Origin of the sequence: Streptomyces sp. NPDC021622 (assembly GCF_040640795.1) — a bacterium.
Classification (GTDB): Bacteria; Actinomycetota; Actinomycetes; order Streptomycetales; family Streptomycetaceae; genus Streptomyces.
Window position 1 is genome coordinate 371,751 of record NZ_JBFACK010000001.1, and the last position, 13,801, is coordinate 385,551.

A 13,801-nucleotide genomic window follows, 5' to 3' on the forward strand; every position below is an offset into this window, starting at 1 on the left:
GCTGTCAGCGCTCGAAACGCCACCGCGTCTGGCTGAAGGGCTCGCCCTTGCCGAAGCCGAAGGCGGTGCGGGGTGCCACCTCGAAGACGTACGCGTGGCCGGCCCCGTGGTGGAAGCAGCCGTCGCGCACCTCGTAGTGCCAGAAGCTGCCGTACTTCTCCTCCCAGGCCGCCGCGAGCACCCGCAGCCGGTCCTCGTCGGTCACGCGGACCGCGGGGCCCTCGACGACCAGGTCGTGGCCCTTGTCCCAGAGGTTGACGCCGGTGGTGAGGACCACCTCCGGGTTGGCCGCGAGGTTCCTCGCCTTGCGCTCGTCGGGGCCCGTCGCGAAGTGCAGGGCGCCGTCCAGCCACACCGCGGGCAGCGGGGTGACGTGCGGGCGCCCGTCGGGACGTACCGTCGAGATCCAGAAGAGCTCCGCCGCCCGCAGTTGCCGCAGCGCGTCGGGCCACGGCGTCGCGGACGCGCCCTCGCTGCTGTACCGGGTGTCCAGTTCGGTACGCGGTTCCCTGCCGGTCATGATCCGCCTCCTGTCACCGCCACCATGCTCCCGTCCAAGTACGGACCGCGCACGCGGGCGGAACTCATCGGTGAGGCCGTAGGCTCGGGCGAGGAGTGATCGAACGGAGGCGCGCATGACGGTGCCGCAAGGGCGCAGAAGCAGTACGTTCACGCGGCTGCTGCGGCATGGTTTCACCGACCCGTCGGCCGCCGAGCGGCTGCTCGGCGCCCCCGAGCTGGCCGCGCTGCGCTCCGACCCGCTGCTTTTCGACGCCCTGGGCGTGGCCGCCGACCCGGACCTGGCGCTGCTCGGTCTGGTCCGGCTCGTCGAGGCGCAGCCGGACGAGACGAGCCGCCGCGAACTGCTCGACACCCTGGTCAGCGCCAAGCCGCTGCGCGACCGGCTGCTCGGCGTGCTCGGCGCGTCCGAGGCCCTCGCCGACCACCTGGCCCGGCACCCCGGTGACTGGCAGGCCCTTGTCACATACGAGGCGGCCGATCTGCACCCCGGCGTCGAGGAGTTCGAGCGCGGCCTCGCCGACGCCACCGACCCGGTCTCGCTGCGGGTCTCCTACCGCCGCTGTCTGCTCGCCATCGCGGCCCGTGACGTCTGCGGCACGACGAACGTCGCCGAGGCCGCCGCCGAGCTCGCCGACCTGGCGACGGCGACGCTGCGTGCGGCCCTTGCCATGGCCAGGGCGGCGGCGCCCGCGGACGCGGCGCAGTGCAGGCTCGCGGTCATCGCGATGGGCAAGTGCGGCGGCCACGAGCTGAACTATGTCTCGGACGTCGACGTGATCTTCGTGGGCGAGTCAGCCGATGGCGCCGACGAGGGCAAGGCGCTGCAGGCCGCCACGCGGCTCGCCTCGCACATGATGCGGATCTGCTCGGAGACCACGGTCGAGGGCACGATCTGGCCGGTCGACGCCAACCTCCGCCCGGAGGGGCGCAACGGTCCGCTGGTGCGCACGCTCAGCAGCCACCTCGCCTACTACCAGCGCTGGGCCAAGACCTGGGAGTTCCAGGCGCTGCTCAAGGCCCGCCCGGTCGCCGGCGACCTGGAGCTCGGTGCGGAGTACGTCGCCACGCTCGCGCCGCTCGTCTGGCACGCGGCGGAGCGCGACAACTTCGTCCCCGACGTGCAGAAGATGCGCCGCAGGGTCGTCGAGAACATCCCGGCGGGCGAGGTCGACCGGGAGCTGAAGCTGGGGCCCGGCGGCCTGCGGGACGTCGAATTCGCCGTACAGCTCCTGCAGTTGGTGCACGGACGCAGTGATATGTCGCTGAGGAGCGGCTCGACCCTGGAGGCGCTCGGCGCGCTGGCCGCCGGCGGCTATGTGGGCCGGGTCGACGCCGTCCAGCTCGACGACGCCTACCGCTTCCTGCGCTCCCTTGAGCACCGCATCCAGCTCTTCAAGCTGCGGCGCACGCATCTGATCCCGGAGGACGACGCCGACCTGCGGCGCATCGGCCGCTCCCTGGGCATGCGGACGGAACCGATCACCGAGCTGAACCGCGCCTGGAAGCGGCACACGACGGTCGTGCGGCGCCTGCACGAGAAGCTCTTCTACCGCCCGCTCCTCGACGCGGTGGCCCAACTCGCCCCCGGCGAGATCCGGTTGAGCGCAGAGGCGGCCCGCGAACGCCTGGTGGCCCTCGGCTACGCGGACCCCTCGACGGCCCTGCGCCACCTGGAGGCGCTCGCCTCCGGCGTCACCCGCAAGGCGGCGATCCAGCGCACCCTGCTTCCGGTCCTGCTCGGCTGGTTCGCGGACTCGGCGGACCCCGACGCGGGCCTGCTCAACTTCCGCAAGGTGTCCGACGCGCTTGGCAAGACCCCTTGGTACCTACGGCTGTTGAGGGACGAGGGCGCGGCGGCCGAGAACCTCGCCCGTGTCCTGTCCGCGGGGCGCCTGGCCCCCGACCTCCTGCTGCGCGCCCCCGAGGCGGTCGCCCTCCTCGGCGACCCCCGAGGCCTGGAACCGCGCGACCACGCCCACCTGGAGCAGGAGGTCCTCGCCGCCGTGGGCCGTGCGAACGGCGCCGAACAGGCGGTGACGGCGGCTCGTGGCGTCCGCCGCCGTGAACTGTTCCGCACCGCCGCCGCCGACATCATCGGCTCGTACGGCACCGAGGAGAGCCCCGCGGAGGCCGACCCGGGCGCGCTGGTGAACCTGGTGGGTGACGCGGTCTCGGACCTGACGGCGGCGACGATCGCGGGCACCCTGCGGGCTGTGGTCCGCGAGGGCTGGGGCGACGAGCTGCCCACCCGTTTCGCGGTCATCGGCATGGGCCGCTTCGGCGGCCACGAACTGGGCTACGGCTCGGATGCCGACGTCCTGTTCGTCCACGAGCCCCGCGAGGGAGCCGACGAGCAGGAGGCCGCGAAGGCCGCCGCCAAGGTGGTCTCCGAGATGCGCCGACTGCTCCAACTTCCCTCATCCGACCCGCCGTTGCTCATCGACGCGGACCTGCGCCCGGAGGGCAGGAGCGGCCCCCTGGTGCGTACGCTCAAGTCGTACGAGGCCTACTACCGCCGCTGGTCCCTTGTCTGGGAGTCCCAGGCGCTGCTTCGGGCCGAACCGGTCGCGGGCGACGCCGAGTTGGGCCGCGCCTTCATCGACCTGATCGACCCCCTGCGCTATCCGGCCGAGGGCCTCGGCGAAGACGCGGTCCGTGAGATCCGCCGCCTCAAGGCCCGCATGGAGGCCGAGCGGATGCCGCGCGGCGCCGACCCGACGCTCCACGCCAAGCTGGGCCGCGGCGGCCTCTCGGACGTCGAATGGACCGTCCAGCTCCTACAGCTGGAGGAGGGCTGGGCCGAACCCGGCCTGCGCACCACCCGCACCCGTGAGGCCCTGGCGGCGGCCTGCGCGGCCGAGCTGATCCCGGTCGAGGACGCGGCGATCCTCGACGAGGCATGGGTGCTTGCCACGCGGGTGCGCAACGCGGTGATGCTGGTCCGTGGCCGCGCGGGAGACACCTTCCCCTCGGACGGCCGCGAACTGGCTGCCGTGGCACGGTACTTGGGCTACGACCCCGGGCATGTGGGCGACATGCTGGACGACTACCGCAGGATCACGCGGCGGGCGCGGGCCGTCGTGGAGGAGCGCTTCTACGGGGCGTGACCCCGGGCGCCTTCGAGGTCAGAGCGTGACCGCGCGCCGCCCCAGACCCCGCTCAAGACCGCCGCTTCGCGGCGGATCCTTTCCCGCCCACCCACCCGATTGCCCGGCAGCGGCCCCGGTCTGCCCACGCGCCGTCGTCGGCTGCGCCGCCGTACCGCCGCTTCGCGGCGAAGTTTCCCGCCCGCCCACCCTTTCAGCCCGTCCGGCGTTGAGGACGAACTCGCCGGAGGCGGTGATCTACGGTCACCTCGCGGCCGGCGAAGCCGGAAAGTTTCGGGAAGGGGCGGGATTGGGGAAATGAACCCGCCCGCACCGCAACCACCCCCCGAACGGAGCCACTGGCACGCGCACTGCCACGGACAGGGGACCGACGCCTTCTGGCCGGACCCGGATGCGTACGCGTACGCCGTGCGGCACGTGCTCGACACCGTCGCGGGGCTCGGCCCGAGCGGGCGCCTCGCGCACCGGATCGAGCACATCGGATCGCCGCGGGCGAGGCGGCGGTGGCGGGGCGGTGGCCACATCACACACCGGGAGCCCTGAGGCCCGGCCTCAGGGCTTCAGGGGTGGGGCGAGGGAAGCCTGCTCGCCCCGCGCCGCGATCTGCCTCGGCAGCGCGTACGGCATGCTGCCGTACCAGACCCACGCCACCGCGAAGCCGAACGCGAGGCAGATCATGCCGCCCACCGCGTCCAGCCAGAAGTGGTTGGCGGTGGCCACGATCACGACCAGCGTCGCCGTCGGGTAGAGCAGGCCGAGCACCTTCGCCCACGGCACCGACGCCAGGGCGAAGATCGTCAGGCCGGACCACAGGGACCAGCCGATGTGCATCGAGGGCATCGCCGCGTACTGGTTCGACATGTGCTTGAGGTCGCCGGAGGCCATCGAGCCCCAGGTCTGGTGGACCAGGACCGTGTCGATGAAGTCGTTGCCGTTCATCAGGCGCGGCGGTGCGAGCGGATACAGGTAGTAGCCGACCAGGGCCACCGCGGTGGTCGCGAAGAGCACGAGGCGGGTGGCCGCGTAGCGTCCCGGATGGTTGCGGAACAGCCACACCAGGACACCCAGCGTCACCGCGAAGTGCAGCGTCGCGTAGTAGTAGTTCATGCCGACGATGAGCCATGTCACCGAGTTCACCGCGTGGTTGACGCTCTCCTCCACGGCAAGACCCAGGCTCTGCTCCACCTGCCAGATCCAGTCGGCGTTGCGCAGGGCCTGTGACTTCTGTTCCGGCACGGCGTTGCGGATCAGGGAGTACGTCCAGTAACTCACCGCGATCAGCAGGATCTCGAACCAGAGCCGCGGGCGCCGCGGTGTGCGCAACCGGCCCAGGAACGCCCGCCCCGTGCGGTCGGTCTCCTCGCCCGCATTGGGTGATGTGGTGGGCCGCTCCCGGCCTTCCAGTGTCGTCACGTCATCTCACCCATAGGCACAGAGTCTGCCAGATTCCCACCCTATGACCGATCATCCCAAGGTCTGGTTCAGGTCGCATTCCCTACGCCCTATGGACGATTTCGTCCCCCAGGGGCAGAGGCTGTTGAACCTCGAACCACCAGCTCGGGAAGGAACACGAATTCACTGTGCGGAGCGGGGGTGCCGCCGATCTCCTCGAGGAGTGTACGCACCGCCGCCTGGCCCATGGCCGGCACCGGTTTGCGCACCGTGGTCAGCGGCGGATCGGTGAACGCGATCAGGGGCGAATCGTCGAAACCGACCACCGAGACGTCGTCCGGGACCTCGAGGCCGCGCTGTCGCGCCGCCCGTATCGCCCCCAGCGCCATCATGTCGCTGGCGCAGACGACGGCCGTGCAGCCGCGGTCCAGGAGCGCGGACGCCGCTGCCTGTCCGCCCTCCAGCGTGTACAGCGAGTGTTCGACGAGCTCCGACTCGACCGCATCGGGGGGCAGCGCCAGCTGGTCCCGCATCGTGCGTACGAAGCCCTCGATCTTCCGCTGTACGGGCACGAACCGCTTCGGGCCCAGGGCGAGCCCGATGCGCGTATGACCGAGGGAGACGAGGTGGGTGACCGCGAGGCGGGTCGCCGCGCGGTCGTCCGGCGAGATGAAGGGCGCCCGCACCTTGGGGGAGAAGCCGTCGACCAGGACGAACGGCACGCCCTGTGCGCGCAGCTGGTCGTAGCGCCCCATGTCGGCCGTGGTGTCGGCGTGCAGGCCCGAGACGAAGATGATGCCGCTGACGCCGCGGTCCACGAGCATCTCCGTCAGCTCGTCCTCCGTGGAGCCGCCCGGGGTCTGCGTCGCGAGGACCGGTGTGTACCCCTGGCGGGTCAGGGCCTGCCCGATGACCTGGGCGAGCGCGGGGAATATCGGGTTCTCCAGCTCCGGGGTGATCAAACCGACGAGACCCGCGCTGCGCTGCCGCAGCCGCACCGGACGTTCGTAGCCGAGCACGTCGAGTGCGGCAAGCACGGACTGGCGGGTGGCCGCGGCGACACCCGGTTTGCCGTTGAGCACCCGGCTGACCGTTGCCTCGCTGACCCCCGCCTGCGCTGCGATGTCGGCCAGTCGCGCGGTCACAGGATTGGACTGTACCGGTCACATCTCAGGCTGCCCACCAGACCGCCGAATCCGCCGGGACGCTCGCTTCGGCGGAGGCAGGATCCAGGTCCGCGCTCGACAGGAGCACGGTGCCCGGCGTAGGGATGGTGACGGCTTCGGAGGTGAGGTTCACCGTGCAGACGAACGTGCCGCCGGGCGTCGAGCGGCGGAAGGCAAGGACGCCGTCGGGGGCGTCGAGCCACTCGACCTGGTGGCCCGCGCCGAGCGCCGGGTGCTCGCGGCGCACGGCGAGCGCACGGCGGTAGAGCTCCAGGGTGGAGCCGGGGTCGCCCTCCTGGGCCGCCACGGACAGGTCCTTCCAGCTGTCCGGCTGCGGCAGCCAGCTCGGGCCGCCCTCGACGGGACCGAAGCCGAACGGCGCCCGCTCCCCGGACCACGGCAGCGGCACCCGGCACCCGTCCCGCGTCCCGTCCTGCCCCGCCGTCCGGAAGAACGCGGGGTCCTGGCGCACCTCGTCCGGCAGCTCGGTGACCTCGGGCAGGCCCAGCTCCTCGCCCTGGTAGAGGTAGGCGGAGCCGGGCAGCGCCAGCATCAGGAGCGTCGCCGCCCTGGCCCGGCGCAGGCCGCGGGCCGCGTCGCCGTCGGCGAAGCGGGTGGCGTGCCGTACGACGTCGTGGTTGGAGAGCACCCAGGTCGCCGGCGCGTGCACGGCGTTCATCGCGTCGAGGGAGCGGTCGATGACGGCGCGAAGGGCGGTGGCGTCCCACCCTGTGGTCAGATACTCGAAGTTGAAGGCCTGGTGCAGTTCGCCCGGGCGGATGTACAGCGCGCTGCGCTCCACCGTCGGCGTCCACGCCTCGGCGACGGCAACGCGCTCACCTGCGTACGTGTCAAGAATCTGGCGCCACTCGCGGTAGATCTCGTGCACGCCGTCCTGGTCGAAGTACGGCACCGCCTGCTTGCCGAGCAGCTTCACCTGCTCGCTGTGGCCGATGTCGGGCAGCCCGGCCGCCTTGATCAGGCCGTGCGCCACGTCGATGCGGAAGCCGTCGATGCCGAGGTCGAGCCAGAAGCGCAGGACGGAGCGGAACTCCTCGTGCACCGCCGGGTGTTCCCAGTTGAAGTCGGGCTGCTCGGGCGCGAAGAGGTGGAGATACCAGTCGCCGTCCGCCACCCGCGTCCAGGCCGGGCCGCCGAAGACGGACTCCCAGTCGTTGGGCGGCTCGGAGCCGTCGGGACCCTTGCCGGGACGGAAGTGGAAGCGCTCCCGCCATGGCGAACCCGGTCCCTCGCGCAGCGCCCGCGTGAACCAATCGTGCTGATCCGAACAGTGGTTGGGCACCACGTCGACGATCACCCGCAGGCCGAGCGCGTGCGCTTCCCGTACGAGATCGTCGGCGTCCGGCAGCGTGCCGAACATCGGGTCGACCGCGCGGTAGTCGGCCACGTCGTACCCGGCGTCGGCCTGCGGGGACACATAGAAGGGGGAGAGCCACACGGCGTCGACGCCGAGCCGCCGCAGATGCGGGAGGCGCGTCGTGATGCCCGGCAGGTCGCCCATGCCGTCGCCGTTGCCGTCGGCGAAACTCCGCGGATAGACCTGGTAGATGACGGCCTCGCGCCACCAGTCGCGGCGCTCGGCGGCGTCGGGCGAGGCATCGGCGGGAAGGGCGGCCGTGACGTGCTGGGTCATGAAGTCCCTCGGGGATACGGGGTGCGGACACTTCGGTGAACGCCGCGCGGAAGGCGAAGGTCACGAGGGCGGCATCGCGGTGCGGCCCCGACGGCTGTCATCGGGCCTCCACCCACAATCGCCGAAGAATCCCCCGCACACACCTGTACCCGAAGACTTACCCATCAGTACATTGACGCCATGTCTAATACGCAGAGCCGGGCGCCCGAGCCCGTCGCGTCCGAGCACACCGCGCTCAAGGCACGCAAAGTCTCCTTCTCCTGGGAGAACACCCCGCTCCACTGGGTGCCGGGCGACCCCTTCGTCACGCATACGATCAACGTCCTCCACCTGCTGCTGCCCGCCGGCGAACGCTGGTTCGTCCATGTGTACAAGCAGGTCCTTCCGTACATACGCGACGAGCGGCTCCGCGAGGACGTGATCGGCTTCATCGGCCAGGAGGCCATGCACTCGCAGGCCCACGACGAGGTGCTGCCCCACCTCAAGGAGCAGGGCCTCGACCCGACGCCGTACACCGCCCAGGTCGACTGGCTCTTCGAGAAGCTGCTCGGCGACAAGACGCTGCCGCCGGGCAAGGCCCGCAAGTGGTGGCTGATGGAGCGCGTCGCGATGATCGCGGCGATCGAGCACTACACCGCCTTCCTCGGCAACTGGGTCCTGAACGCCGAGGAGTTGGACCGGCGCGGTGCCGATCCGACCATGCTGGATCTGCTGCGCTGGCACGGTGCGGAGGAGGTCGAGCACCGCTCCGTGGCCTTCGAGCTGTTCATGCACGTCGACGGCAGCTACCGGCGGCGTGCGAGGACCTGGGCCACGGCCTTCACCGCCCTGGTGTTCCTCTGGCAGCGCGGGGCGCGGTTCTTCATGGAGAACGACCCGACGCTGATCGGCGGCAAGGCCTCGTTCAAGGACTTCTACAAGAGCGGCCGGCAGGGCACGCTGCCGACGACCCCGGACATGATCCGCTCCATCCCGCGCTATCTGAGCCGCGACTACCACCCCTCCCAGGAGGGCAGCACCGAGCAGGCTCTCGCCTATCTCGCCTCATCGCCCGCGGCGACCGCCGCCGAAGCCGCGACGAACGGAGCCCGCTGACATGCCCCGCATCCGCACCGTCCTGCTCGTCACGGGCGCGGCGGTCCTCGCCAGGCGGGCCATGCGGCGCCGCATCGACGCATCGCCGCTGTGGCCGCTGCCCGCCCTGGAGGAGCCGATATCGGGACGCCCGCGCTCGCGCGCGCTGCGGCTCCTGGTCACCCGGCACGAGACGGTCGCCGACGGTGTCGTACAACTGCGCCTGGAAGGTGACGACTTGCCTCCGTGGGAGCCGGGCGCCCACCTCGACCTCGTGCTGCCGTCGGGTCTCGTCCGGCAGTACTCGCTGTGCGGGGACCCCGAGGACACCTCCTCGTACACCGTCGCGACCCGTCTGATCGGCGCCGAGCAGGGCGGCCGGGGCGGCTCGCGCGAGGTGCACGAGCAGCTTCAGGAGGGGGTGGAGGTCGAGATCCGCGGGCCGCGCAACCGCTTCCCGCTCGCCGACGCGCAGCGGTACGTCTTCGTCGCGGGCGGCATCGGCATCACGCCGATCCTGCCGATGCTGCGGGCCGTCGACGCGGCGGGACACGACTGGCGGCTCCTTTACGCGGGCCGGTCCCGTGCCTCCATGCCCTTCCTTGAGGACGTCGAGAAGCTGGGCGGGGCGGTGGACGGCCGGGTCACGGTCGCCGCCGACGACGAGGGCGGACAGCCTGACCTGGCCGGTTTCCTCTCGGGGACGAGGCCCGGCGCCGCCGTCCATGTGTGCGGACCCGAGGGTCTGATGGAGGCGGTCGCGCAGCAGCTCCCCGAGGGCTGCGACCTGCACCTGGAGCGGTTCACGCCGCACACGTCCATGGACGGCAACGCATCCTTCGAGGTCGAACTGCGCCGCAGCGGACGGACGATCGAGGTGCCCGCCGACTCCACGGTTCTCGCCGCGGTGCGCGCGGAGCTGCCCGACACCCTGTACTCCTGCGAGCAGGGTTTCTGCGGAACGTGCCAACAGCGGGTCCTGGAAGGGGAGATCGACCACCGGGACGAGCTCCTGACGGACGCGGAGCGAGCCGACTCGATGCTGATCTGCGTGTCGCGGGCGAGCGGCGGCCGCATCGTCCTCGACATGTGAACAGTTGGGGCGGACCGGCCCCTTGGACGGCCGGATCCGCTCGGTAAGGTGTTCGCATGACTACCGGGGTGCGCCGCAGAATGGGTGTCGAAGAGCGGCGGCAGCAGCTGATCGGGGTCGCCCTCGACCTGTTCAGCCACCGCTCGCCCGACGATGTGTCCATCGACGAGATAGCGGCGGCCGCGGGCATCTCGCGACCGCTGGTCTACCACTACTTCCCGGGCAAACTCAGCCTGTACGAAGCGGCGTTGCAGCGTGCGGCCGACGACCTCGCCGAGCGTTTCGTGGAGCCGCGCGAGGGCCCGCTGGGGTCTCGTCTGCTGCGCGTCATGGGCCGCTTCTTCGATTTCGTCGACGGCCACGGTCCCGGCTTCTCCGCGTTGATGCGCGGCGGCCCCGCGGTCGGCTCGTCGACGACGAACGCGCTGATCGACTCGGTGCGCCAGGCCGCGTACGTCCAGATCCTCGCCCACCTGGGTGTCACTGACCCGCCCGCGCGACTCGAGCTGGTCATCCGCTCCTGGATCTCGCTCGCCGAGTCCACGGCACTGATCTGGCTGGACGGGCGCCGCATCCCGCGAGCCGAGCTCGAACTCCAACTGGTCCACGACTTCGCGGCGTTGACCGCGGTGAGCGCGGCGTTCGACGAGGAGATGGCGGACATCCTGCGCGCCGTGCTCGTCGAGGAACCGGCGGACGGCCTGTTCGCCGAGCTGATCACCCGCCTGATCGAACTGGCCCCGCAGCAGTCCTGACCTGCCGCCCGTCGTACATTCCCCCCATGACGACGACGGACGCCGCAGCGCGGCTGACCCACCGCCCGGCCGACGAGGGGGACATCCCCACGTTGGTCGCCCTCTACGACGGTGCCGCGCGCTGGATGCTGGAGCGGGGCATCGACCAGTGGAAGCCGGGCGGGAAGGGCGCGGAGCACTTCCGGCAGCGGATCGCGTCGGACGAGGTCTGGCTCGCGTACGACGGTGCGTCCGTCGCCGGGGCGTACGAGATCTGGTGGGCGGACGAGCCCGCCTGGGGCGTCCAGCCGCCGGTCGCCGGGTATGTGCACCGGCTGATGACCCGCCGCGGCGCCCCGGCCGGCACGGGGCGCGCGCTGCTGGCCCGCGCGGAACAGCGGATCGCCGAGACGGGCCTCGACCGCTGCCGCCTGGACTGCGTGACGTCCAACCCCCGGCTGCGCGACTACTACGAGGCGGCGGGATACGCGGTGGTGGGGGAGCTGCCGGGGAAGGTGGCGGCGGACGGGAGCACGTATGGGGTGCTGCTGCTGGAGAAGCGGCTGGGGTGAAGGGTGGCCCGACGGGCTGGGGCCGCGGTTCCGGCAGGCGCGCCCGGTCCGGAGGGGCGGCGGCAGCATCCGGCTGGACGGGAGCAGCGGCTCCGGCGGGGGCCGGGACGGCTGCCCGATGGGGGGGCAGGGCCTACCCGTGTCGCTCGGTGGGGCCGGGGTGGACGTGTCTTGGTCGGTGGGGCCGGGGTGGACGTGTCTTGGTCGGTGGGGCCGGGGGCGTACCCGTCTTGGCCGATGCTTGCCCCGGACGAAATCGGCGGGGCCTGGACGGCTGCCCGGTGGGGATCAGGGCTTACCCGTGTCGGCCGGTGGGCCGGGGCGTGTGCGTCTTGGTCGGTGGGGCCGGGGTGGACGTGTCTTGGTCGGTGGGGCCGGGGTGGACGTGTCTTGGTCGGTGGGGCCGGGGGCGTACCCGTCTTGGCCGATGCTTGCCCCGGACGAGACCGGCGGGGCCTGGGCGGCTGTCCGGCGGGACCAAGGCGTGCCCGTCTCGTTCGAGGCTTGCCCCCGGACCATGCCGGGCACGCCTCAGCCCAGCGTAGAAATCTTGCCGCCGTCGGTGAGCCTGCCGCTCAGGCCCGCCTGGGCGCCTCGCCCGAGCGGTGCGGCCAGGGTGTTGCCTGGTGCCTTTGTGCCGTCCGACGCGGTGACCGACGCGACCTCCTTGCTGCCGGCGCCCAGCAGGTACCAGGTCCCGCCCCGTGACTTCCAGCGCACCCCGGCGAGCACCGCGGGCTCGCGCCCGCCGCAGGCCGGTGTGTCCTCCGCCTTCGCCACGACGGAGGCTGCCGCCGTCCCCGGCGCCCGGAACTGCGCGAGCAGCCGGCTGCCGCCGCCCCGCCAGGTGTCGGCCCGCGTGCACACCCACTGGGCGAGGCCGTTGCCCTCGGGCAGTGCCTGGCGCGCGTACGCCCACGCGTGCACGGTCCGCACCCCGTTCGACCGCGCCGCGGAGAGCGAGCACGCGGTCGCGGACCAGTCCGCGGCGGTGGCCTCGCGCGGGGCCTGCGGGCGGCCGGCCGTCAGGTGGGCGGGGACGAGCTCGCCCAGGTCGGTGGCGAGGCGGTCCGTGCCGGAGTTGTCCCGCAGCTGCAGCGCGTTCCAGGACGTGCACGAACTCGCCTGCGCAGGGCTGGCGAAGGGTTCAGTGACGCCTGACTTGTCCCGCTTGAGGGTGGTTGCGGCGGACCTCTTGATCAGATCACGCACTGCCGCACCCTTCACCCAAGGTGCCGTCAGATAGCGGACGTTGCCGTCGGTGCGGTTGGCGATCACGGCGCCGGCCTCCGCGCTGTCCGCGCCGTCCACGCGCGCGAAGTCGAGCACGGCGCCGCTGGTGCCGTCCTTCGGCTCGGCGTACCGCACGATGCGAAGACCGTCGTAGAGGAGCACGACCCGGGCCGAGTCGACCTCGCCCGCGAAGAGCAGCTGCGCGGGGCCGGGAGGAGCGCCGGCCGCCGTGCCGGGCGTGGCGGACACCTGCACCGACTCGCCGGGGCGCGCCCACACCGCGAGGGCGCGGCGCAACAGGGCCTTGTCGTCGGTCAGTTCACCCCGGGCGGGCCACACGGAGAAGTCGGTCCTTGCGGAGCGCTTCCACTCGGTGGCCCCGATCAATGTCAACTTCCCCGGATGCAGGGCGGCTTGCCCTGCGGGATTCTTCGCGTACGGGGGAGCGGCGGCCCCGTCCGGCGCCCAGCCGTCGCCCGGGAGCCCGAGCAGCGCCCCGCACACCAGCGCGGCGGCCACCGCCACGCCCGCGGCCTTCATGTGCTGCCTGCGCCGCATCAGATCGGTGGGCCGCGCCTGAAGGGAGCAGGGGTCGAACTCGGGCGATGCGAGCAGTTCGTACCGGGCTTCGACACCGTCGGCCTCGGCGAGCGCGGCGCCCGGGTCGTCGACGCCCGCCGCGTCGAGCACCTTGCGTACGTCGCCGTCCTCCAGGCGCTCGAGGCCGCGCAGCAGGTATGCGGCGCGGGCCGCGCCGGAGAGGGTGGAAAGCCGCTGGTCCAGGGCGAGTTCGTCCGCGCCTCCCGAGCGGGGGAAGAGGCGCAGGCCCCGGACCTGGAGCAGCAGCGGCGGGAACTGCGAGCGCTTGGGGAGGGCCGTCCAGCGCAGCGGAAGACCCGCCTCCAGGGCGGTGCGCACGACGCGCAGGCGTACGCACGCGTATCCCGGATTGCCCTGGCGGCCGTCTTTCCCGCGCTGTGCGGGGACGGCCGCCTCGTCCTCCGACGTGCGGCTGCGGGGCAGGGCGCGCTGGGTGAGCGAATGGGCGGTCAGGACCCGCCGGTTGCGGCCGAGGCTGGGCGGCAGCACCAGGTAGGCGAGGCGCACAAGACGCGGGTAGTGCTCGACGAGGGCGGCTTCGGCCTGCTCGACATCTACGATGCCGGGGGCATCCTGGGGCGAGGACTGCACATGCGACGACACGTTCAGCAAAACGAGCGAATCCTCAGATGGTCACTTGTCGTCGGAGCTTTA

At 72.0% G+C, this 13,801-nt stretch carries 10 protein-coding genes and 1 pseudogene; 6 read left to right on the forward strand and 5 right to left on the reverse strand.

The window, feature by feature from the left end; genetic code table 11:
- Positions 1–4: 4 nt before the first annotated feature.
- Entirely contained in the window at positions 5–520 is a 516-nt protein-coding gene (locus tag AB0G47_RS01705) for a pyridoxamine 5'-phosphate oxidase family protein (protein WP_360762954.1), read from the reverse strand.
- 115 nt (positions 521–635) lie between these two features.
- On the opposite strand from AB0G47_RS01705, the gene AB0G47_RS01710 reads away from it, so the two are divergent.
- Both AB0G47_RS01710 and AB0G47_RS01715 read left to right on the forward strand, forming a co-directional pair.
- Positions 636–3,629, forward strand: a complete 2,994-nt coding sequence (locus AB0G47_RS01710; RefSeq protein ID WP_360762957.1) for a bifunctional [glutamine synthetase] adenylyltransferase/[glutamine synthetase]-adenylyl-L-tyrosine phosphorylase — start codon at positions 636–638, stop codon at positions 3,627–3,629.
- A 342-nt stretch (positions 3,630–3,971) separates the two neighbouring features.
- Positions 3,972–4,109, forward strand: a pseudogene (locus AB0G47_RS01715) (amidohydrolase); the annotation flags it as partial.
- Positions 4,110–4,181: 72 nt separating this feature from the next.
- On the opposite strand, the gene AB0G47_RS01720 reads toward AB0G47_RS01715, so the two are convergent.
- The 3 genes from AB0G47_RS01720 to AB0G47_RS01730 all read right to left on the reverse strand — a co-directional run bounded on the left by AB0G47_RS01720 (position 4,182) and on the right by AB0G47_RS01730 (position 7,841).
- On the reverse strand, positions 4,182–5,042 hold the full coding sequence (locus AB0G47_RS01720) for a phosphatase PAP2 family protein (protein ID WP_360762960.1): 861 nt from the start codon (positions 5,040–5,042) through the stop codon (positions 4,182–4,184).
- 89 nt (positions 5,043–5,131) lie between these two features.
- Positions 5,132–6,166 carry a LacI family DNA-binding transcriptional regulator gene (locus AB0G47_RS01725; RefSeq protein ID WP_360762963.1) on the reverse strand — a complete coding sequence of 345 codons (1,035 nt, stop codon included), beginning with the start codon at positions 6,164–6,166 and terminating at the stop codon, positions 5,132–5,134.
- Positions 6,167–6,191: 25 nt separating this feature from the next.
- A complete protein-coding gene (locus AB0G47_RS01730; RefSeq protein WP_360762966.1) occupies positions 6,192–7,841 on the reverse strand; it encodes a glycoside hydrolase family 13 protein in 1,650 nt (549 codons plus the stop codon).
- Positions 7,842–8,021: 180 nt separating this feature from the next.
- On the opposite strand from AB0G47_RS01730, the gene AB0G47_RS01735 reads away from it, so the two are divergent.
- Genes AB0G47_RS01735 through AB0G47_RS01750 form a run of 4 tightly spaced genes read left to right on the forward strand, consistent with a single transcriptional unit; the run spans position 8,022 to position 11,314 of the window.
- On the forward strand, positions 8,022–8,936 hold the full coding sequence (locus AB0G47_RS01735; RefSeq protein WP_360762969.1) for a metal-dependent hydrolase: 915 nt from the start codon (positions 8,022–8,024) through the stop codon (positions 8,934–8,936).
- 1 nt (position 8,937) lies between these two features.
- The gene (locus AB0G47_RS01740; RefSeq protein ID WP_360762972.1) at positions 8,938–10,008 is read left to right on the forward strand and encodes a PDR/VanB family oxidoreductase; all 1,071 of its coding nucleotides are present in this window, start codon (positions 8,938–8,940) and stop codon (positions 10,006–10,008) included.
- A 56-nt stretch (positions 10,009–10,064) separates the two neighbouring features.
- Positions 10,065–10,763 carry a TetR/AcrR family transcriptional regulator gene (locus AB0G47_RS01745; protein WP_360762975.1) on the forward strand — a complete coding sequence of 233 codons (699 nt, stop codon included), beginning with the start codon at positions 10,065–10,067 and terminating at the stop codon, positions 10,761–10,763.
- A 26-nt stretch (positions 10,764–10,789) separates the two neighbouring features.
- Positions 10,790–11,314 (forward strand): GNAT family N-acetyltransferase, encoded by a 525-nt coding sequence (locus tag AB0G47_RS01750; protein WP_360762978.1) that lies wholly within the window; start codon positions 10,790–10,792, stop codon positions 11,312–11,314.
- Positions 11,315–11,845: 531 nt separating this feature from the next.
- Here the strand turns inward: AB0G47_RS01750 and AB0G47_RS01755 are convergent.
- Complete coding sequence (locus tag AB0G47_RS01755) at positions 11,846–13,750, reverse strand: hypothetical protein (RefSeq protein WP_360763918.1); 1,905 nt, start codon at positions 13,748–13,750, stop codon at positions 11,846–11,848.
- Positions 13,751–13,801: the final 51 nt, after the last annotated feature.